Origin of the sequence: Cohaesibacter marisflavi (assembly GCF_900115225.1) — a bacterium.
In the GTDB taxonomy this organism is placed as follows: Bacteria; Pseudomonadota; Alphaproteobacteria; order Rhizobiales; family Cohaesibacteraceae; genus Cohaesibacter; species Cohaesibacter marisflavi.
This window is the reverse complement of record NZ_FOVR01000001.1, coordinates 645,899-666,399: the sequence shown is the minus strand read 5'-3', so window position 1 is coordinate 666,399 and position 20,501 is coordinate 645,899. Positions and strand designations below refer to the sequence as shown.

18 protein-coding genes are annotated in these 20,501 nt (G+C 54.2%); 8 read left to right on the top strand and 10 right to left on the bottom strand.

The features are described from left to right. Positions 1–6 precede the first annotated feature (6 nt). Positions 7–861, bottom strand: a complete 855-nt coding sequence (locus BM258_RS03030; protein ID WP_090068684.1) for an EamA family transporter — start codon at positions 859–861, stop codon at positions 7–9. A 296-nt stretch (positions 862–1,157) separates the two neighbouring features. After that, a complete protein-coding gene (gene cobT, locus BM258_RS03025; protein ID WP_090068682.1) occupies positions 1,158–2,171 on the bottom strand; it encodes a nicotinate-nucleotide--dimethylbenzimidazole phosphoribosyltransferase in 1,014 nt (337 codons plus the stop codon). A gap of 258 nt (positions 2,172–2,429) precedes the next feature. On the opposite strand from cobT, the gene cobS reads away from it, so the two are divergent. Continuing rightward, on the top strand, positions 2,430–3,293 hold the full coding sequence (cobS, locus tag BM258_RS03020; protein WP_090068680.1) for an adenosylcobinamide-GDP ribazoletransferase: 864 nt from the start codon (positions 2,430–2,432) through the stop codon (positions 3,291–3,293). A gap of 93 nt (positions 3,294–3,386) precedes the next feature. Further along, positions 3,387–4,073, top strand: a complete 687-nt coding sequence (locus BM258_RS03015) for a retropepsin-like aspartic protease family protein (protein ID WP_175527889.1) — start codon at positions 3,387–3,389, stop codon at positions 4,071–4,073. A 23-nt stretch (positions 4,074–4,096) separates the two neighbouring features. Here BM258_RS03015 and dusA read toward each other — a convergent pair whose 3' ends face one another. The 4 genes from dusA to betI form a co-directional block, all read right to left on the bottom strand. Next, positions 4,097–5,086 (bottom strand): tRNA dihydrouridine(20/20a) synthase DusA, encoded by a 990-nt coding sequence (dusA, locus tag BM258_RS03010; RefSeq protein ID WP_090068676.1) that lies wholly within the window; start codon positions 5,084–5,086, stop codon positions 4,097–4,099. A gap of 197 nt (positions 5,087–5,283) precedes the next feature. Further along, on the bottom strand, positions 5,284–6,939 hold the full coding sequence (gene betA, locus BM258_RS03005; protein ID WP_090068674.1) for a choline dehydrogenase: 1,656 nt from the start codon (positions 6,937–6,939) through the stop codon (positions 5,284–5,286). Continuing rightward, positions 6,939–8,393: a betaine-aldehyde dehydrogenase gene (betB, locus tag BM258_RS03000; protein WP_210186646.1), complete on the bottom strand. Its 1,455-nt coding sequence runs from the start codon at positions 8,391–8,393 to the stop codon at positions 6,939–6,941. Before betB ends, betA begins: the two co-directional genes overlap by 1 nt. 11 nt (positions 8,394–8,404) lie before the next feature. Further along, positions 8,405–9,052, bottom strand: a complete 648-nt coding sequence (betI, locus tag BM258_RS02995) for a transcriptional regulator BetI (protein ID WP_090068670.1) — start codon at positions 9,050–9,052, stop codon at positions 8,405–8,407. A gap of 111 nt (positions 9,053–9,163) precedes the next feature. On the opposite strand from betI, the gene BM258_RS02990 reads away from it, so the two are divergent. From BM258_RS02990 to BM258_RS02975, 4 genes are all read left to right on the top strand, one after another. Beyond that, on the top strand, positions 9,164–10,084 hold the full coding sequence (locus BM258_RS02990; RefSeq protein ID WP_090068668.1) for a choline ABC transporter substrate-binding protein: 921 nt from the start codon (positions 9,164–9,166) through the stop codon (positions 10,082–10,084). Positions 10,085–10,177: 93 nt separating this feature from the next. Beyond that, a complete protein-coding gene (choW, locus tag BM258_RS02985; protein WP_090068666.1) occupies positions 10,178–11,014 on the top strand; it encodes a choline ABC transporter permease subunit in 837 nt (278 codons plus the stop codon). Beyond that, positions 11,011–12,048: a choline ABC transporter ATP-binding protein gene (choV, locus tag BM258_RS02980; protein WP_090068663.1), complete on the top strand. Its 1,038-nt coding sequence runs from the start codon at positions 11,011–11,013 to the stop codon at positions 12,046–12,048. The genes choW and choV overlap by 4 nt, the downstream gene beginning before the upstream one ends. Positions 12,049–12,070: 22 nt before the next feature. Then, positions 12,071–12,949 (top strand): alpha/beta hydrolase, encoded by an 879-nt coding sequence (locus BM258_RS02975; RefSeq protein WP_090068661.1) that lies wholly within the window; start codon positions 12,071–12,073, stop codon positions 12,947–12,949. 19 nt (positions 12,950–12,968) lie between these two features. Here the strand turns inward: BM258_RS02975 and BM258_RS02970 are convergent, their stop codons facing one another. Beyond that, positions 12,969–13,934 (bottom strand): GlxA family transcriptional regulator, encoded by a 966-nt coding sequence (locus BM258_RS02970; RefSeq protein WP_090068659.1) that lies wholly within the window; start codon positions 13,932–13,934, stop codon positions 12,969–12,971. Positions 13,935–14,433: 499 nt separating this feature from the next. On the opposite strand from BM258_RS02970, the gene BM258_RS02965 reads away from it, so the two are divergent. Continuing rightward, a complete protein-coding gene (locus tag BM258_RS02965) occupies positions 14,434–16,023 on the top strand; it encodes an ABC transporter substrate-binding protein (RefSeq protein ID WP_090068658.1) in 1,590 nt (529 codons plus the stop codon). An 85-nt stretch (positions 16,024–16,108) separates the two neighbouring features. Here the strand turns inward: BM258_RS02965 and BM258_RS02960 are convergent, their stop codons facing one another. From BM258_RS02960 to BM258_RS02950, 3 genes are read right to left on the bottom strand one after another with little or no spacing between them, the layout of a single operon-like run. After that, the gene (locus BM258_RS02960; protein ID WP_090068656.1) at positions 16,109–17,578 is read right to left on the bottom strand and encodes a cobyric acid synthase; all 1,470 of its coding nucleotides are present in this window, start codon (positions 17,576–17,578) and stop codon (positions 16,109–16,111) included. Between the two features lie 41 nt (positions 17,579–17,619). After that, the gene (locus BM258_RS02955) at positions 17,620–18,441 is read right to left on the bottom strand and encodes a precorrin-6A/cobalt-precorrin-6A reductase (RefSeq protein WP_090068654.1); all 822 of its coding nucleotides are present in this window, start codon (positions 18,439–18,441) and stop codon (positions 17,620–17,622) included. Next, entirely contained in the window at positions 18,438–19,571 is a 1,134-nt protein-coding gene (locus BM258_RS02950) for a cobalt-precorrin-5B (C(1))-methyltransferase (RefSeq protein WP_090068652.1), read from the bottom strand. The genes BM258_RS02955 and BM258_RS02950 overlap by 4 nt, the downstream gene beginning before the upstream one ends. Positions 19,572–19,636: 65 nt before the next feature. Here BM258_RS02950 and cobA point away from each other — a divergent pair, with 65 nt between their 5' ends. Continuing rightward, entirely contained in the window at positions 19,637–20,494 is an 858-nt protein-coding gene (gene cobA, locus BM258_RS02945) for a uroporphyrinogen-III C-methyltransferase (RefSeq protein ID WP_090068650.1), read from the top strand. Positions 20,495–20,501: the final 7 nt, after the last annotated feature.

Genomic DNA, 20,501 nt, shown 5'->3' with positions numbered 1-20,501 from the left:
CTCCCCTCAGGCACTCGCCAAAATCGATACCCCCAGAAGGATCATGCAGGACCAAATAAGGCGATCTTTCAAATTGCCCTCGCCAAGGAGCAGACTTCCCAATAGTACCGACAGGACAACGCTAACCTCCCTTATTGGCGCGATGTAAATGACGGGCGTAAATGTCATAGCAACAAGCGCGAGAATATAGGCCAAGGGATTGAAAATCGCGATGACCAGCAGGCCAGCTTTATGCTCCTGCCAGATCTTTTTGACGGCCCCTGCGCGCTTTGCTGCGACGGGCGCCAGAAGAATGGACCGCCCGAGACTTGAGCTATAGTCGAGCAGCAACGGCGGCAAAGCGAGCACGGACACTGCATAGGCATCCCAGACTGTGTAGCTACCGATCAGCACCCCAGCTCCAACCCCAAACATCAAGGACGACGCTTGTGCCATCGACTTAATCTTTAAGCCACCAGCCAACATCAACACACCGAAGATGATGACCAGCGCGCCCAATGCGCCCTGTATTGTTGCCTGCTCGCCAAGAATGACAACAGCAAAGATCGTTGAGAGCATGGGGCCTGTGGCGCGGGCCGTGGGATAGACGACAGAAAGATCTCCTGTTCGATATCCTTTTTGCAGCAGAAGGAAATAGCCCAGATGCAAAATGCAGCTACCGATGATGAAGCTGATATTGAGCGTATTGAAGGCTGGCATTTGCAGAAAGAAATACACCGCCAACGGGCTATAGATAACCACCGTTATAGCGGAGAACGTCCACACCAGTTCTGGTCCGGCATTGATGCGTTTAACGAAGAAATTCCAGGTGGCATGGCAAAAAGCGGCAGCCAAGACAAGCATGAATCCAAGAAGGGACATGAGAAAAACCTTTCAAGACTAAAATGGGCGCACGTCTAGCGTGCCCTTTCCATCCCCCCTAGTCTTTTGATCTTTCAGGTGTCTGCCCACTTGGGCTCTTAGCAGCGCTCGGTCCAGACCTGCCAAAGGCAGCGGAACCCTAGCTGAACATGGATAGGCTAAAAAGGAAGTTAGCAGTCCCTCTCGTTTTTGTAAATCTGGCGACGCGGCTTTCGACTTGACTGTGGCTAGATACAACAAAGCCGGCACGCGGCCGGCTTTGTATTGGTTTGAAAAGTCCTAGCTGAACCTTAGGATTAAAGGCCGATATCTGCAAATGTTGCCATGCCGTTATGAGCCTGACAGGCTGCCTTGACAACACCTGCAGCCATTGCAGCGCCGGTGCCTTCACCAAGACGCATGCCCAGATCGAGCAAAGCTGTTTTACCCATGGCATCAAGAGCGCGACGATGGGCACCTTCAGCAGAACAATGGGAGAAGATGCAATGATCCAGCGCGCGCGGGTCAAGCTTGTGAAGCACGGCCACAGCCGCAGTGGTGTTGAAGCCATCGACAATTACTGGGACATTGTTGATGCGGGCAGCAAGAACGGCACCGGCCATAGCTGCAAACTCACGACCACCGAGGCGTGCAAGCACTTCGAGAGGCTTGTCGAGATGATCCTTGTGGGTTTCCAGAGCCTTGTTGACGAGATCCACTTTCAGCTGGATGCCCTTGTCGTCAACCCCTGAGCCACGACCACACCAGTCTTCAGCGGAACCACCAAACAGAGCCGTAAACAGGGCGGCTGAAATGGTCGTATTGCCAATGCCCATTTCGCCAAGGCACAACAAGTCCGTACCGCCTGCAATCGCTTCCATACCATATGCCATGGTTGCGACGCAGTCTTTCTCTGACATGGCCGGTTCGACAGTGATGTCGCCAGTTGGATGCTCAATGGCGAGGTCGAAAACCTTGAGGCCAAGATCATAGGCCGTGCAGAGCTGGTTGATTGCAGCGCCACCCTGGCTGAAATTGTCGACCATCAGCTGGTTCAGCTCATTCGGGAATGCAGAAACGCCGTGTTTCGCGATGCCATGCTGACAGGCAAAAACGCCAACGAGCGGACGGAGAATCTGCGGCTTTTCGCGATTCTGCCAGACAGCAACCCATTCAGCCAGTTCTTCAAGCTTGCCAAGAGAGCCAGCTGGCTTGGTCAGAGACGCTTCTCTCTCACGAACTTTGGCGCGCAGCTCTTCATCTGGCTCCGGCATCTTGTCCAGCAATGCCAAGATGTCATCAAAAGGGAGAGCGGAGGAAGTAGGAATCATTTTATTCTACCTTTTAGATTGTTTTGAACACCGGTCGCGGTGGTGGTAGGCGACGGCCGATAAAGCTGAGTATCCGAATCCAGCCACTTAGGGCTCACAAGTCACAGTGTTATCTTGCGTTTAGCATAGTCTTGCGAAAAGCGCTTGCCTCTCCTTGCCGAATTTGCTCATTTCGGATCATTCTTGCCACGAGATATACTGAGCGGTCTGTCACTGAGCAATACGCAATTGTCACGAAAGGTCCTAAGGGAGGATCAAATGCCGGAAATGTCCACGCCAAATGGAAAGCCTTCTCTTCTTATGAGCGTTATTCGATATATTCAGGGTTGGTGGCAGGATATTCTGGATTGTTTTGCCTTTTTCACCCGCCTCCCGGTTCCCGGATTTTTGGGTAAGCCCAGCGAAGGGATGCCCTCGATGCACCGCACAGCGCGGGCTATGCCTCTCATTGGCTTGTTTCTGGCCTTTTTCGCCCTGATTCCAGCGACACTTTTTGATGCCTTGGCATGGACGGCGCCGCTCCCCTCTTTTCTGCTTGCCTGCATGACCATTCTCTCCATGTCGATCGTAACTGGCGGATTGCACGAGGACGGGCTAGCTGATGTAGCGGACGGCTTCTGGGGCGGGCATACCATTGCGCGCAAGCTAGAAATCATGAAGGACAGCCGGCTCGGTAGCTATGGCGCCACCGCCCTTTGCATGTCACTCTTGATGCGCATTAGCATCGTCTATTATCTCTTTGAAAATTATGGTGTAACTCGAGGAGGCCTTGCCTATCTTGCGGCTGGTGTCGTCTCTCGCGTGCCGCTTATGCATGTATGGCACACGTTGCCAGCGGCTCGCATGAACGGGCTTTCTGCGGGTCTGGGAGCCCCTTCCACGCGCACTTATGCCATCTCCATCGCCATGGGAGCGCTAGCGACGGGTCTATTGATTGTGCCTAATTTCGGGTTGGCCTCAGGCATTTCTGCCTTCGTCATGATTGTTCTGGCAAGCCTGATGATGGTCAAGCTGGCAAATCACCATATCAAGGGTCAGACCGGCGATGTATTGGGAGCTTCACAGCAGGTGGGCGAGATCTTCTTCGGCATTGGCCTTCTGCTGTTTGCCTCCATCGGGTGACGACAGATCACGCCCACATTTGCCCTCCCCATGGATTTGACATGATCCAATCCCTATATGGCAGGGTACAGAGAGTTACCGGGGAGATATTTTATGTTCTATGCGCTGATGGGGATTGTCGTCACAGCAGTGGCCATACTGATGTATAATCATCAGTCCGGCGAACTATTTGGCTATCCGATCGAAGCCATAGGCAGCGTCGCTGTGCTTTCGACATTGCTGCTGTTTCTGCTATCGGGACGCGGCTCCCGACGCAGCGCGCCTCCATTGAAATCCCTTAAGTATCTTGTCTTGTGGGCCGCTTTGGGCCTCTTGCTGGTGCTTGGTTACAGTTTCAAGGACGATGCTCGCATGCTGGTCAGCCGCGTAACGGGCGAATTGGTGCCCGGCTCGGCAATGGTTTCGAGCGATGGCAGCGTATCTTTCCGGCGCTCTGCCGGTGGTCATTTTCAGGTGAGTGCGGATGTCAATGGCTCCTCTCTTTCGATGCTTGTTGATAGCGGGGCCAGCGCCGTAGTCTTGACCAGAGACGATGCAGAAGCGATAGGGATCGATACGGCGCGCCTCAATTATATCGCCCCTGTCAGCACGGCAAACGGGCGCACCTTCACGGCCCCCATTGTTCTGGATAGCATTTCGGTCGGAGGTCTTCAGGCCAACAATGTCCGCGCGATGGTGGCGCAGGACGGGGCCCTGCGCGAAAGTCTACTGGGCATGAGCTATCTGGATCGTTTGGGCAGTTGGTCTGTCAGCGGAGATCGCTTGACGATGTCTCGCTGAAATTCCTTTCCTGATTTACACCATCAGCGCAAGGCCTTGAGCGCCTCAAGCACGAGGTCTGATGTTGCGCCGGGCTTGACCGATTCCACGGTCAGAATCTGGCGCCAGCGTTTGGCGCCCGGGCGACTTTGAAACAGGCCAATCATGTGCCGCGTCACCTGACTGGCGCGGCCACCCCGCGCGATATGCGCATCGATATAGGGGATCATGCCTTCAGCTGCGGCAAATGGGTCAACCGGCTCCCCTTCCCCGAACAAATCACAATCCACTCGCGCCAACAGAGCAGGGCTTTGATAAGCCGCACGTCCTAGCATCACACCATCGACATGCTGGAAATGCTCCGCACAGTCTTCCAGTGTCTTAATGCCGCCATTGATCGCGATATGCACGTTCGGCAGCCGCTGTTTAAGACGATAGACTCGATCATAATTCAGAGGCGGAATATCCCGGTTTTCCTTCGGGCTCAGCCCCTGCAGCCAAGCCTTGCGCGCATGCACTGTCAGTCCGTCGCAGCCCGCCTCAAGAACCTTGTCGACCAAAATATCGAGCGCTTCTTCTTCATTTTGGTCGTCAATCCCGATGCGGCATTTAACGGTGATGGGCACATCCGTCACCTTCTTCATCGCCTCAACACAGCGAGCAACAAGATCCGGCTCAGCCATCAGGCAAGCCCCAAACATGCCGGACTGCACGCGATCTGACGGACACCCCACATTGAGGTTGATTTCATCATAGCCAAAGTCGGCGCAAATTCGTGTTGCCTCGGCCAATTGCTCAGGATCCGAGCCCCCGAGCTGCTGCGCCACAGGATGCTCCGCGTCATCAAACCCGATCAGATGCGCCCTGTCGCCATGAATAACAGCAGGCGCAGTTACCATTTCAGTGTAAAGCAAAGCCTTCTTTGAAAGCAGCCGATGGAAATACCGACAATGCCGATCCGTCCACTCCATCATGGGCGCAACAGAGAAGATTTGGCCTTTGACTTCGAAATGGTCTTGCTGCTTTTCGGTCATTTCCGCTTTATTCCATCGGATTTATTGTTGAGGGCTTTGGTGTCGGGATCGTTTCTCACAAACTCCACTTGAATGCAAATGCTGAATTTCGTGTGAGGAGGACTGAATTTGCGCTCTAGATTGAAAAAAGGCCGACAGCAGCTTGTGCGCGTCGGCCTTACTTATTCGCTTAGGACTATCCTTGGCAGACCAATGCCCTATCGCTGGCTGGTTTGCCAATCTGGGTGAATCCATGGCTCAGCCTCATCACGGGACAGCATTTTGCCAAGAATGTGATCGGCAGCCTTTTCTCCAACGAGGATAGAAGGCCCATTGAGGTTGCCGTTGTTAATCTGTGGGAAGATGGAGCTGTCAGCCACGCGCAGCCCTTCGACACCGATCACCTTGAGGTCAGGATCAACCACGGCCATGGGATCATCTTTTGCGCCCATCTTGCACGTGCCGCACGGATGGAATGCGCTCTCGACATTGGAGCGAATAAACTCGTTGAGGTCCTCTTCGCTCGTCACATGAGAGCCTGGCTGGATTTCCTTGCCCCGATAAGGCGCAAAGGCATCCTGCCCAAACAGTTCACGGGTCAATTCGATGCAAATGCGGAAGTCGCGCCAGTCATCCTCATGAGACATATAGTTGAACAGAATGCGAGGATCTTCTTTCGGATCTGCGGACTTAAGCGTTACCTCGCCACGCGATTTGGAGCGCATCGGGCCAACATGAGCCTGGAAGCCATGGCCTTCGGCTGCCACTTGCCCATCATAGCGCACGGCGATTGGCAGGAAGTGGAACTGAATATCTGGATATTTGACCCCGGCAGCCGAGCGCACAAAGGCACCACTTTCAAACTGGTTGGATGCGCCAAGACCGGTGCGGGTGAAGAGCCATTGTGCTCCCACAAGGCCCTTGCCGAAGAGGTTCCAGTATTTGTACAGGGTGATCGGCTTGGTGCAGGCTTGCTGGATATAGAGTTCCAGATGATCCTGCAGATTCTTGCCAACGCCGGGGCGATCGGCGATTACATCAATTCCGTGGCTCTTCAGTTCCTCCGCTGGACCAATGCCCGAAAGCATGAGCAGCTTGGGGGAATTGATGGAGGACGCAGCAACGATCACCTCGCTGTTGGCCGTGATGACCTCGGTCTTGCCCTTACGCAGCACCTCTACGCCCTTGGCACGCCCATCTTCGATCACAATCTTCTGGGCGAACGCTTTGACCAACTCACAACGGCCCGTCTTCATGGCCGGTTTGAGATAAGCCTTGACGCATGACCAACGGTCACCCTTCCAGATAGTGGCTTCCAGTGGGCCGAAGCCTTCCTGCTTTTCGCCGTTGTAATCGGCGGTCATTTCGTAGCCGGCGTCTTTGCCGGCCTGCTCAAAGGCTTTGATCAGCACATTGTCACGCGGACCACGGGTCACATGCAGCGGACCGTTCTTGCCGCGCCATTCAGGATCACCCCCATGGCCGCCCGAATGCCAGTTTTCCATGCGTTTGAAATAAGGAAGCACATCAGCATAGGACCAGCCAGTAGCGCCATTTTCATCCCAATGATCATAGTCGCAAGCATGCCCGCGCACATAGACCATACCGTTGATGGAAGACGTGCCACCAATAATCTTACCGCGCGGCGTAACGAGGCTGCGCCCGCCAAGATAGGGTTCTGGCTCGCTGGCGAATCCCCAATCATAGATCGGCATATTCATGGGATAGGACAAGGCGGCAGGCATCTGGATGAAAGGCCCGATATCGGTTCCCCCCTGCTCGATGACGATGACGGATTTGCCCGCTTCCGCGAGACGATAAGCGGTTGCGCTGCCGGCAGAACCGGACCCGATAATTACATAATCAGCTTGCATTAAAACGGCGCCTCCGTGTCGCCCATACACACGTAAACAGACTTAATCTGGCTATAATGTTCGACGGCAGTCTTGGAATTCTCGCGGCCAACGCCGGACATTTTTATGCCGCCGAAGGGTGCTTCCACTGGTGTAAGATTGTAGGTGTTGATGTAGCAGGTACCGGCTTCAAACTGCGCGGCCACGCGATGGGCCCGGCTTAGATCTTTGGTAAAGACCCCGGCGGCCAAGCCGAAGGCGGTATCATTGGCCCGCAGGATGGCTTCTTCTTCGCTCTCGAAGGAGAGAACCGACATGACGGGGCCGAAAATCTCTTCGCGGGCGATGGTCATATCGTCCATCACGTCGGCAAAAACGGTCAGCTCCATATAGTAGCCGTCACCAGAGATGGTGTTACCGCCAGCAACGAGGCGCGCGCCTTCTTCTATGCCTTTCTTGATGTAGCCTTCTACGATGGAGCGCTGTTTTTCGGAAATCATGGGGCCGATTGTGGTGGCCTCATTCATCGGATCTCCAATGACGGCCCCTTTCATCCGCTCGGTCAGGCGCGCAAGGAAGGCATCCTTGATGCCACTTTGCACGAAAACACGCGTGCCATTCGAGCAAATTTGTCCGGTGGAATAGAAGTTGCCATTGATGGCAGCGGACACGGAATTTTCCAAATCGGCATCGTCAAAGATGATGATCGGAGATTTGCCGCCCAATTCCATGGTTGCGTGTTTGAGCGTAGATGCTGCGCTTGCATAAACCTTTTGCCCGGTTGGCACCGAACCGGTGAGCGACACCTTGGCAATGCGCGGATCTTCAACAAGCGCGGCCCCGACTTCGCCATAACCCTGAATAACATTGAAAAGGCCCGCCGGCGCTCCGGCTTCCTTCAGGATTTCTGCCAACTTCAGCGCTGTCAGCGTGGTTTCCTCGGAGGGTTTGAAGATCATGGCATTCCCGCACGCCAGGGCTGGAGCGGCCTTCCATGAGGCGATCTGAATAGGATAGTTCCAGGCTCCGAGCCCGACGCAAACCCCAAGCGGTTCCCTGCGGGTGTAGACAAAGTCGTCCCCGGCAACCGGGATATATTCGCCTGTCAGGGTTCCGGCCAGTCCGCCGAAATATTCCAGAGCATCTGCACCGGAGGCCGCATCGGCAATCAGGGTTTCGGATAGCGGCTTGCCGGTATCGTGGGTTTCAATTTCGGAAAGCTCCTGATTGCGCTCCCACATGATATGGGCAGCGCGGGTAAGCACCCTGCCCCGTTCGGTGCCAGAAAGAGCGGCCCATTGTTTCTGCGCTGCGGTGGCTGAGGCGATAGCCTGATCGATGATGGAAGGAGTCGCAGCATAGACACGCGCGATCTCTTCACCCGTTGCCGGATAGATGACCGGAATGGGCACTCCGGTATCGTCTTCAACATATTGCCCATTCACAAAATGGCTTGCGGGTGGTTGAAAAACCATGCTCATGCAAATTACTCCTGCGGTTTGGCAATTGGATCCATCGGGCTTGGGTCAGCCTCTTCGATGGATAAATCTTCATTTTCGTGGATTTCGGTACATTCAGCAGCCAGGGCCCTGAGCACATGCTCACCGGCCTCATGTCCCATATTGTCCGTGCCATCGAGGGCATAGCGAAGGTAGAGACCGTCTATGAGGCCAGCGATTCGGCGAGCAACATCAGGGGCGCGCTCTCCAACAAGGGAGCGTAAATCATAGACAAGGTTGCTGTGCAGACGGCGCTGGTAGACATAAAGCAACCTGCGCGCCTCGGCTGATTTGAGGGCCAATGTGTAAAAATTGAGCCATGCGGCAATGGTTTCACGGCGGAAATTCTTATGCTCAAAGCTGGCATAGGCAATTGCCTTCAACCTTTCTTCAGGTGTTCCGGCCTTGCGTAATTCTTCACGCACTTCCATGCCATACCGCATGAGAATATCGCGCATGGCCGCAAGAAACAGGCTGTCCTTGTCCTTGAAATAGTGAAAGGCCAAGCCAGACGAGACACCAGCGCTCTTGGCTATCTGACTGGTTGTTACATTCAGTGACCCGACGGCAGCTATTTCGCGGATTGTCGCGGCGATCAGCTCTGCGCGTCTTTCATGTTCTGCTTTTCTAACCAAAATGAGAAATCCTGATTGAGGGTTGCAAAAATCATTTACCCTGTTATTTATTGACTAGTCAATCAATAACTTTTTATTCCTACACCTAGCGATTTGAAAGCGAGAGACGTTATGAAACTGGCAACCGCCGCCTCCATCCTTGCCCTGTCCACCACTGCTGCCTTTGCTGATTGTTCGACAGTGACATTCTCGGACGTCGGCTGGACAGATATCACCGCGACGACCGCAGCCACTTCAACAGTGCTGAAAACTATTGGCTATAAAACAGAAACCCGTGTGCTATCCGTGCCGGTTACCTACATCTCTTTGGAAGAAGGCAAAGTGGATGTGTTTCTGGGCAACTGGATGCCGACAATGGAAGCCGACATCAAACCCTATCGGGAAAAGGGAAGCGTTGAGACCGTGCGCGCCAATCTGGAAGGCGCCAAATATACGCTGGCCACCAACGCTGCAGGCGCAGAACTCGGTATCAATAACTTTGCTTCCATTGCAGAGCATGCCGATGAGTTGAAAAGCGTTATCTATGGCATCGAGCCGGGCAATGATGGCAACCGTCTGATCATGGACATGATCGAGAAAGACGCCTTCGGTCTTGGCGATTTCTCCGTGAGGGAAAGCTCAGAACAAGGCATGCTCAGCCAGGTGGAGCGTCTTTCCAAACGCGACAAGCCGATCGTGTTTCTGGGCTGGGAACCTCATCCCATGAACGCCAACTTTGACCTGACTTACCTTAGCGGTGGCGACGACTATTTCGGCCCGAATTATGGCGGCGCAACGGTCTATACCAACGTCCGTGCAGGTTATGTCAAGGAATGCCCGAATGTTGGCAAGCTGCTGAATAATCTCGAATTCTCCCTCAAGATGGAAAATGAGATCATGGGCTCCATTCTCAACGACGGCAAAAAGGCCGAAGATGCGGCAGCTGAATGGCTCAAGGCCAACCCGGCCGTGCTTGATGGCTGGCTTGATGGTGTCAAAACCACGGAAGGTGAGGACGCTTTGCCTGCGGCAAAAACGGCCCTTGGTCTTTGACCGGCTCTTATCATGGACCTCGCCACTGGCGAGGTCTTTCCTTTGGTGTGGCAGCCCCATGCCCAAACAAGAAGAAAATAAGGAACATTTACTGTGGATTGGCTCTATTCCCACAAGATCCCCGTCGGGGATTGGGCGAGTGCAATATTCGAATGGATTCGCACCCATCTGGAGGGTGCTCTGGATACCCTCAGTATCATTTTGGAAAGCGCAATTGACGGCATCCTCTGGATGCTGCACACCCCCCACCCTCTCATTGTCATCGCGCTCTTTGTTCTCATCACATGGTTCCTGCAAAGCAACTGGAAAATCTGTCTTTTTGTCGGACTAGGTTTCCTTTTCATTCTCAATCAGGGCTATTGGCGCGAAACCACAGAGAGCCTGACGCTGGTTCTCTCTTCTTGCGCCGTATGCATGATCATCGGGGTCCCGATTGGTATAGCGGCAGCACACAGGCCCAAAAGCTACGCCCTGATGCGTCCCATTCTGGACCTGATGCAAACCCTGCCGACTTTTGTTTATCTTATTCCTGCGATTGTCTTTTTCGGAATTGGCATGGTGCCCGGCCTCATTGCGACTGTGGTCTTTGTCCTCCCCGCTCCTATCCGGCTCACGCATCTGGGCATTTCATCCACTCCCGAGCGGCTTATCGAGGCTGTCCGCGCGTTTGGCGGTACAGATCGCGATGTGCTTTTCAAGGCTGAACTGCCCTATGCCATGCCGCAGATCATGGCGGGTCTCAACCAGACAATCATGCTGGCACTTTCCATGGTCGTCATCGCCGCGCTGGTTGGTGCCGATGGTCTTGGCGTTCCCGTCGTACGGGCTCTCAATCAGGTCAACACCAGCCTCGGATTTGAAAGTGGTTTCGTCATCGTTGTCGTTGCCATTATTCTTGATCGTATTCTGAACAGGAAGAGTGAACAGTGACCGCAGCCATCAAATTTGAAAATGTGTCAATTGTTTTTGGTGACAAACCGGAAACAGCCCTGCCCCTGATGGATCAGGGATTGGATCGTGCCACAATTCAGGAAGAAACCGATCAGGTGATGGGAGTGCACAATTGCTCTTTCGAGGTCAAGGAAGGCGAAATCTTCGTCCTGATGGGCCTGTCTGGGTCGGGCAAATCCACCCTTTTGCGCGCCGTCAACGGGCTGAACCCTGTGGTACGCGGAGCGGTACAGGTCAATACCGGTGATCGCATGATCGACATCACCGAAGCCAACAACAAGGAATTGCGCTACATCCGCAGCCAGCGCGTAGCGATGGTGTTTCAGCAATTCGGTCTGTTGCCTTGGCGGAGCGTGGCCGAGAATGTTGGCCTCGGGCTGGAGCTTTCCGGTATGCCCAAGAAGAAGCGCCGCGACGTGGTATTGGAGCAACTGGCCATGGTGGGGCTCGCGGATTGGGCCGATAACAAGGTCGGAGAACTTTCCGGCGGCATGCAGCAGCGGGTCGGTCTTGCCCGCGCCTTTGCGACGGATGCCCCAATCCTGTTGATGGACGAGCCCTTCTCTGCTCTTGATCCGCTCATCCGTACCAAGCTGCAGGACGAGTTGCTTGATTTGCAGGAAAAGCTAAGGCGCACCATTCTGTTTGTCAGTCATGATCTTGATGAAGCCTTCAAACTGGGCAACCGCATCGCGATCATGGAGGGTGGTCATGTCAGCCAGATCGGCACACCGCAGCGTATCTTTTCCAAACCGGCGGATGATTATGTCTCTGACTTCGTTGCCCATATGAACCCGCTTGGTGTTCTGCGCGCCATTGACGCCATGAACAAACCAAAGTCTGACAGTTACGAAGAAACGGTCGCCGCAGAAACGCTTCTTGCTGATATGCTCGATATTCTGGCCGAGAATGACAAGCCGCTTGGCGTGACCAAAGCAGGTGAAATCGTGGGCGAGCTTTCAGCGCGCAAAGTGTTGAAATTCCTGTCGGGCCATCTTGGTGAAGACAGCTAAAAGCTAAAAGGATATTGCAAGCGTGGACTATTCAACTCTCCTTGATGAAGACGTCCTCGCTTTCATCAAGGAGACGCTTTCCTTTTATCCCGATGATCTGGCACCGGATGATTGGCCCACCCAAAGAGCGGTTTACGACCGCATGGCGGATCAATTTCGCGCAGCTCGACCAAAGGGCCTGCCGGTTTGCGATGATACCATCGCTGGCGTTCCTGTCCGCTGTTATGGGCACCCCAGCGAGGCCATCATCCTCTATGCCCATGGAGGAGGATTCGTTTTGGGAGGCCTTGAAAGCCACGATGACATCTGTGCCGAAATTGCTGTTGCTAGCGGCGTTCAGGTTGTTTCCATCGACTATCGATTGGCACCAGAGCATCCACATCCGGCAGATTTTGAAGACATGCAGGCTGTGGCAAAGGATTTGACACAGCAGCATTCCATTGTGCTTTGCGGCGATAGTGCTGGCGCAACCCTTTGCGCCAGTGTTGCTGGCGTTTGGAATTCCCCAAGACTGCTTGGGCAAGTTCTTATTTATCCCTATTTAGGATATCCCATGAATGGCGGCAGCTTTGACGCTCATGCCAATGCGCCGTTGCTTTCTCTTAACGACCTCATAGGTTTTGCTGATGTACGCGGAGTAAAGCAAGAGACAGCTCGCGCCATTCCGTGTCTTGGAAATTTGGCCCAGTTGCCGCCGACCTTCCTCTTCCCTGCCGAATGTGACCCGCTGCATGATGATGCCTTCCACTATCATAGAGAGGCTAAATCTGCCGGGGCTGATATGCAGATAAAGACCCATAGTGGTTTGGTGCATGGTTGGCTGCGGGCTCGGCACAGGAGCGGAAGAGCCGCTGCGGCATTTGATGATATCCTCAAAACACTCAAAAGCCTCGTTGGCTGAGGCGCGCTTTCTCACGCGTTCAGGAAACCTGCTGGCGAATGGATTGACCGTAAATCCGCTTGAAAGCCTTGCTCAAAGAGGCGCTGTCGGCATAGCCGCACCGCAAGGCGATCTCATGCAGGCCCAGTTCTGTCCCTTCCGCCAGTTCCCGTGCTCGAGCCAGCCGCATATTCTGATAATAACGCCCCGGTGACATATCCATTTCGCTCTGGAACAAGCGATTGAGGCTACGAGGAGAGACATAGGCACGCTCGGAAAGCTCGCGCAGGGACAATGGCCGTTCCAGCGTTTCAGCCATGATATTGATCACATCGTAAATCTTGTTGCTCCCCTTGCCGGAAATCGACGGGCTATTGAGCTGTTCCTTGATGAAACTGCTGCTGTCCTGCATGAACATGGAAGAGGCCATTACGGCCTTATCGGCCCCAAAGCGCTCTGCGATAAGGTCCAGCATCAGATCCAGACCGCTGGACGCAGCTCCGCAGCTCCAGTAGCGCCCTTCCCTGAGATAACCTTGGCTTGTCAAATGCACCTGCGGGTATTCTTCAGCAAAGTCGGCCTGGATCTGCCAATGGGTGGCCACGGTCTGGTCATCCAACAGCCCGGTCCCTGCCAGAACCCACGCACCGGCATCCGCCGCAATCACCGTTTCGCTCTGGCGCACAAGCTGCCCCAGAATGCGCAAATTGTCGGCAGTCACATGTTGCCTGAAGCTGTTGCTGGCCAGAATGACCAGAATATCCGTGCTTTCAAGATCTGCAATTGAAGCGGTTGGTTTAATCTCAAGCCCTGAGGATGTCCACACCGAACCATCGTCGATACTGAGTATCTGCCTTTGGATTCCTTCGCCATATTGCTCTTCAACAACCCGCAAGGGTTCGAGCAAGCAAGACAAGACAAAATTGGAAAATCCATCAAAGAGAAGAAAGCTGACATTCATGATGCTATTGGCCATTTTGGACGTATATTCGGCAATATAGGACAATTATTCGCTGTCTGGCTACTCTATTCTGCCACCCGAAACACCCAAAACCTGCCCTATGGTTTTTAGCAAGAAAACCAACTGTGCGGGTGACTGGAAGATCCGACCACAAGCTCTGTTTCTTCGGAGTTTTAAATGTTTCCAATCTGTTAGGTCGGGTCGCTTGCAAGTGCACTGCAGGCTTGGGCGCACTCTCGCGCTCGTGATCCAGTTTATAAAACTAGCATGCTGAAGCGCAGCGCGGGGCGTTTAATCCGCGTAATGAAAATCAGGACCGGCAGGCATCTGTAGCCCACCGGAAGAGACACCCAGCACCGCAGCTTTATGCCTTGGCGGTGCAGGAACCTATAAACATTGCCTTTTGAAGCCATCCCATCGCGTTGGCAAGAAGAGGCAAAGACAATGCATGTTTCGGCTCGATCGATCCAATCCATTCCGCCTCATCGGGGCCCCGCGAGCCGCCTCTAATTGCGGATGACACCAATAGTAAGACGGAAAAGCAATGAGAAAGCATTTTGAATTTCTTGCCAATCAAACCATTTCTGGCGGCATGTCCCGCCGCGAATTCATGGGGCGCACCGCAGCGCTCGGTCTGGGGGCGGTTGCTGCCAATTCACTGCTAGGGTCTGTCGCGCAGGCAGCTGGTCCGATTAAAGGCGGCACTGCGAAATTCGGCATTGGCGGCGGCCAGAGCACAGACTCGCTCGATCCGGCGCTATCACTCAACCAGATGACCTTCATGGTTCAGCGGACATGGGCAGAAACGCTGCTCGACGTCAATCCGGATGGTACTCTGGATATGCGTCTGGCCGAATCCTACGACTCATCAGATGATGCCAAAACATGGTCCTTCAAGATCCGCAAGGATGTGACCTTCCATAACGGCAAAACCGTGACCCCTGAGGACGTCAAACAAACGCTTCTGCGGCACTCCGACAAGGATTCCAAATCCGGTGCGCTCGGTGTCATGCGCAACATTTCCGGCGTGAAGGTAGATGGAGACAGTGTTGTCGTCGAACTGACCAACGCCAACGCCGACCTGCCCTATCTAATGTCGGACTTCCATTTGATGATCCAGCCCAATGGTGGTCGTGACGATCCGGCAGCAGCCATCGGCACCAATGCTTATAAACTGGTCGAAGCCGAGCCGGGTGTTCGCTTTGCCTTTGAGCGGAACCCTGACTATTGGGATTCCAGTCGGGGTCATTTCGATGCTATTGAAATGATGGTCATTAATGATGACACTGCCAGAAATGCGGCGCTTCAGTCCGGCCAGCTGCATATCGTCAATAAAATTTCGCCCAAGGTTGCCGGTCTTTTGAGCCGTGCCCCGGGCCTCTCTATTAAGCGTGTTGCAGGTCGTGGGCATTATGTCTTCGTCATGATGTGTGACCGTGAACCATTCCACACGAAGGAACTGCGCAACGCCCTCAAATATGCCATTGACCGCAAGGACATGGTCGACAAGATCCTGCGCGGCTATGGTACCGTGGGCAATGACTTCCCTATCAACTCGGCTTATCCCTTCTTTGATGAAAGCATCCCGCAGCGCGAATATGATCCGGAGAAAGCGGCCAGCCTTTACAAGGCATCCGGTCACGATGGCAGCCCGATCGTATTGCGCGTATCCGACAGCGCCTTCCCCGGCGCAGTGGATGCAGCCCAGCTCTATATGGAAAGCGCCAAAGCGGCGGGTATCCCGCTGGAGATCAAGCGCGAGCCGTCTGATGGCTACTGGTCCAACGTCTGGAACAAACAGCCCTTCTGCGCGTCCTATTGGGAAGGTCGCACGGTGCAGGATCAGATGTATTCAACTGCTTATGTATCTTCTGCCGACTGGAACGACACCCATTTCTACAATGATCACTTCGATGAGCTGCTCATTCAGGCCAAGGGCGAACTGGACCAGAGCAAACGCAAGAAGCTCTATAGCGAAATGGCTTATCTGGTACGCGATGAAGGCGGCCTGATCTGCCCGATGTTCAATGACTTCATCGAAGGCGTTTCTGACAAAATCGGCGGCTGGGAAAAGAACGGCGTCTTCCAGCTGATGAACGGCCTCGCTCCAGTCAAATGCTGGATGGCAAGCTAAGCCTTTCTTTTAGTGCCGAAACAATAAAAGGCCCGGCGGATGCGTCGGGCCTTTTTCCTGTTCGATTCTTGAGCATCTGGAGCCCCTAGAGACCTGCTTCGGCAACTTTGATCAGCCCTTCGACATCCATATGCTCGGCAAAATGATCTGCAAGCGCATCCAGCGTGCTCTCGACACCAAGCTGATAACTCTTGCCCGAAGCCGCATGGCCGAGAGATTTAAGGAAAGCCGCGCGGAACTGATCATCATTGAATAGCCCGTGAATATAGCTTCCCATGACCCGGCCATCTGGCGAGGTTGCGCCCTCTTCCTTCCCCTCTATCGTAAAAATCGGACGAGCGCGGTCTGGTCCTTCGCTGCGACCGACATGGATTTCATAACCATGCATGGGCGAGCCACTCTCCAAATGCGAACCGGCAACTTGTACGGTGCGTTTCTCTCCAGCCATGACCGTATCAATATCAAGCAGCCCCAGTCCTTCGCAGACGGCCCCCTTTTCGGTCTCCACGCCTTCAGGGTCCATGATGCGTTTACCCAACATCTGATAGCCGCCGCATAGTCCGAGCACAGACCCGCCCCGGCGCACAATGGCCTTGATGTCGACATCCCAGCCTTCGCTTGTCATCGCTTGCAGATCGCCAATTGTGGATTTCGACCCGGGCAAGATCACCAGATCACTATCGAGTGGGATTGTCTCGCCACGACGAACCATTGTGAGTGAAACACCGGCTTCGGATTTCAAGGCATCCAGATCATCAAAATTGGCAATGCGAGGCAGAACCGGAACGGCAATTTTCAGCGCCGTTCCACTATGCGCGGAAGCGACGTCGCGCCCGAGATCTTCGCTATCCTCGGCGGGCAGACGTACAGCGTCATCGAACCAGGGCAGAATGCCAAAGCCGGGCCAGCCGGTATGGTTGGTTATGATTTCCAACCCTGAGGTAAAGAGTGAAGCGTCGCCACGGAACTTATTGATAACGTAGCCCTTTACCAGTTCTTTATCCGATGGTGTCAGCAGGTGCTGTGTGCCCACCAGCGATGCAATGACGCCGCCACGATCAATGTCGCCAATCAAGATGACAGGTAACCGAGCGGCCTCGGCAAAGCCCATATTGGCAATGTCGCCTTTGCGCAGATTTACCTCGGAAGCGCTGCCAGCGCCCTCGACAACGACGAAATCGGCTCTATCGCTGATGATCTGATAGGACTGCATCACAGATTCCAGAAGCGAGTGCTTGCTCTGGCTATAGTTTCGTGCCTGCATCTGGCCGACCACCTTGCCCTGCACGACGACCTGACTGCCCACATTGCTCTGGGGTTTGAGCAACACCGGATTCATATGCACGCTCGGTTCCAGCCCACAAGCCAAAGCCTGCAGCGCCTGCGCCCGTCCAATTTCTCCCCCTTCGGGAGTGACGGCCGCATTGTTGGACATATTCTGAGGTTTGAAAGGAGCGACCTTATAGCCCTGCCGTTTAAGATACCGACAAAAACCGGCGACCAACATGGACTTGCCGACGTTGGACCCGGTTCCCTGAAACATGATGGCTGGCATGGGCTTTCCTGTTTGTCTTTTCTTGTCTTAGCTGCCAGATGTTATTCTGGATCTGATTGTGATTGTGTTGCCCCATCTTGTGGCGCATCGGGCTCGCCGTCGATCCATTTGAGAATTGGATCAAGCTCGCTGAATTCTGGGCTTTCGGGCAAATGGGGGCGCTTGACCATGATGACGGGAATATGCAACTCCCGTGCGGCAAGAATCTTGTGCGATGCCTTGCCAGCGCCTGAATTCTTCGTCACCAGATAGTCGATATCATAGTCGAGAAAGAGCGACATTTCCTCTTCCATGGACCGCCCCGGCATTCCTTGAATGAAGGTGGCGGAATGGAACATCTGCTCTTCGGCTTCGGCGATACTGCGGATCACGAAATTGCAATCTTTACGGCTTGCAAAGGGAGCGATGGATTGGCGGCCGACCGAGAGAAAAGCCGTTACACCGGAGGGCAACGCGGCTGCAGCCTCGGTGAGCGTTTTCACGACAGTCCATTCATCCTCGCCGGTTTCGGCCCATTCATGCCGCACGAAACGGGCAAGAGGCACACCAGCACTCTTTGAGGCTTCCACCGCATTGCGTGAAATGGCCGTGGCATAGGGGTGGGTCGCATCAATCAAGAGATCGATACCATGATCCTGCATGTAGCTATGCAAGCCTTTTGGACCACCAAAGCCCCCCATGCGAAACTGGAAATGGTCGCTGTCAAATCCCATCCGACTGCGTAGAACTTCCTCGGCCTTGCTGCCGAGCACCCCAGCAAGGGAATAGGTGACATCATGCTCTGTCGACTTGATCACGGTTTCAAGCAGTTCCCTTGCTTCGGCTGTACCACCGAGAAGAAGAATATGGCGCTGTTTGGTCATGGAGCGTGCTCCAGCTGGTCGTAGGTGAGAATCTCGGACTGCGTCAAAAGTGTACCATCCCTCGCAATTACGACAATATCGAGAGCGATTTCACTCGGCCCCAGAATTTTGAATGCGGCGCGTTGCGCCAAATTTGCCACGTGCGGCACAATGGCGACACCGGCAGCCTCGCAAAGCTGCAACACAGCCAGCGCCGTATTGGCCTGCCGAACCTCCTCGACAAGCTCAGGAAAAGCACCAAGGGACGCCACCTCAGCCGCCATCCAGTCGAAGTCTACCTGACTGCGCCCTGAGTGCAAATCCATATGCCCCTGTGCCAGCTTGGTGAGCTTGGCAAAACCGCCCCCTATCGTAACGCGCGCTACGGGATTGCGCCTTAGATATTTGAGCATGCCACCGACGAAATCCCCCATATCAAGCATGGCGAATTCGGGAAGTTCATAAAGGGTGCGCACGGTTTTTTCTGATGTGGAACCCGTACAACCCGCCACATGCCCCTGCCCTTCAGCCCGAGCAACATCAATGCCACGGTGAATGGAATGTATCCATGCGGAACAGGAAAAGGGAACGACAATACCGGTGGTTCCCAGAATGGAAATGCCACCGACGATACCAAGCCGCGGGTTCCATGTATGTTTAGCGAGCTTCTCGCCATTGCGCACGGAAATGGTGATATCTACATCCGAAGCAAAGCCATGCTCTTTTGCAAGCTCCTGCACCACATCTCGCATCAATTGGCGCGGCACGGGGTTGATGGCCGGTTCCCCCACAGGGATCGGCAGGCCCGGGCGCGTGACCATACCCACGCCTTTGCCAGCAAAGAAGCGTACGCCCGAACCGGCAGGACCAAATCGTACAGTTGAAAGAATGAGCGCTCCATGGGTCACATCCGGATCGTCCCCCGCATCCTTGATGATTCCCACTTCGGCGAAATCTCCTTCCAACCGTTCACAATCGAGCGCGAATGAAGGTGTTTGCCCCTTGGGAAGCGTGATCGATACGGGGTCGGGAAAGCGCGAGGAAACCAGCGCTGAAAGGGCCGCTTTGGTTGCAGCAGTTGCGCAGGCGCCAGTTGTCCAACCGCGCCTTAAAATTTGCTCTTTCTGTGCTTTTTCCGTGTCATCCGTCATGTACTTAGGTATATAGTGGAGCCAATCGGGACGCCACATCTAAAAGAGCCAGAGTTAAGAAATACATGTCGAATTCCCCCGTCCAAGATTCCTATAGCCAAATACTGTTTGATGGACTCCCCGAGTTCGAGCCTGGATGGGTTTGGCTCGTTGGCGGTGGCCCTGGAGATCGAGGTCTCCTGACCCTTCATGCGGTCAATGCATTGCGTCAGGCCGACGCGATTGTCTATGACGCACTGGTAGACAAGGCCCTTCTCTCCTTTGCACGGCCAGATATTATCGTGGAATATGCAGGCAAACGTGGTGGGCGTCCCTCTTCCAAGCAGAAAGATATCAATCTGCGCCTTATTGAACTGGCCAAGGAAGGCAAGCGCGTGTTGCGTTTCAAGGGTGGCGATCCCTTTATTTTCGGGCGCGGCGGCGAAGAAGCCTTGCAGCTTGTAGAGGCAGGGGTTCCTTTCCGTGTGGTTCCGGGGATTACAGCGGGGATCGGCGGTCTCTGTTATGCGGGCATTCCGGCCACCCATCGAGATATCAATCAGTCAGTGACCTTCCTTACCGGTCATGACCACACCGGAGAGATGCCCACAGCCCTTGATTGGGATGGCATAGCAAAGGGCTCTCAGGTGATTGTCATGTATATGGCCATGAAGCATCTGCATGGCATTACGAAAAAACTGATGGATGCGGGACGCGACCCTGAAGAAGGGGCTGCGGTTATCTGCAATGCCTCAACCCCACGGCAGGAAGTGTTGACCTCTACCCTTGCCCATATCGCAGATGACGCCCATAATTCCAACATGGAGCCACCGGCCATCGTTGTGATCGGCAATGTGGTCAAACTGCGTGACGGGTTGGATTGGCTCGGCTTTGCCAATGGTGGCAAGATACTTGTCTCCGATCCCCTTGGCATCAAGTCCTGATTGGTCC

Excerpts from the sequence above, each read along its gene's own strand:
- dusA (WP_090068676.1), bottom strand. The coding sequence starts at position 5,086 with ATGACCGAAAAGCAGCAAGACCATTTCGAAGTCAAAGGCCAAATCTTC.
- betA (WP_090068674.1), bottom strand. The coding sequence starts at position 6,939 with ATGCAAGCTGATTATGTAATTATCGGGTCCGGTTCTGCCGGCAGCGCA.
- BM258_RS03015 (WP_175527889.1), top strand. The coding sequence starts at position 3,387 with ATGTTCTATGCGCTGATGGGGATTGTCGTCACAGCAGTGGCCATACTG.
- BM258_RS02955 (WP_090068654.1), bottom strand. The coding sequence starts at position 18,441 with ATGACCAAACAGCGCCATATTCTTCTTCTCGGTGGTACAGCCGAAGCA.
- BM258_RS02965 (WP_090068658.1), top strand. The coding sequence starts at position 14,434 with ATGAGAAAGCATTTTGAATTTCTTGCCAATCAAACCATTTCTGGCGGC.
- BM258_RS03030 (WP_090068684.1), bottom strand. The coding sequence starts at position 861 with ATGTCCCTTCTTGGATTCATGCTTGTCTTGGCTGCCGCTTTTTGCCAT.
- cobA (WP_090068650.1), top strand. The coding sequence starts at position 19,637 with ATGTCGAATTCCCCCGTCCAAGATTCCTATAGCCAAATACTGTTTGAT.
- BM258_RS02950 (WP_090068652.1), bottom strand. The coding sequence starts at position 19,571 with ATGACGGATGACACGGAAAAAGCACAGAAAGAGCAAATTTTAAGGCGC.
- BM258_RS02990 (WP_090068668.1), top strand. The coding sequence starts at position 9,164 with ATGAAACTGGCAACCGCCGCCTCCATCCTTGCCCTGTCCACCACTGCT.
- BM258_RS02960 (WP_090068656.1), bottom strand. The coding sequence starts at position 17,578 with ATGCCAGCCATCATGTTTCAGGGAACCGGGTCCAACGTCGGCAAGTCC.
- cobS (WP_090068680.1), top strand. The coding sequence starts at position 2,430 with ATGCCGGAAATGTCCACGCCAAATGGAAAGCCTTCTCTTCTTATGAGC.
- betB (WP_210186646.1), bottom strand. The coding sequence starts at position 8,393 with ATGGTTTTTCAACCACCCGCAAGCCATTTTGTGAATGGGCAATATGTT.
- cobT (WP_090068682.1), bottom strand. The coding sequence starts at position 2,171 with ATGATTCCTACTTCCTCCGCTCTCCCTTTTGATGACATCTTGGCATTG.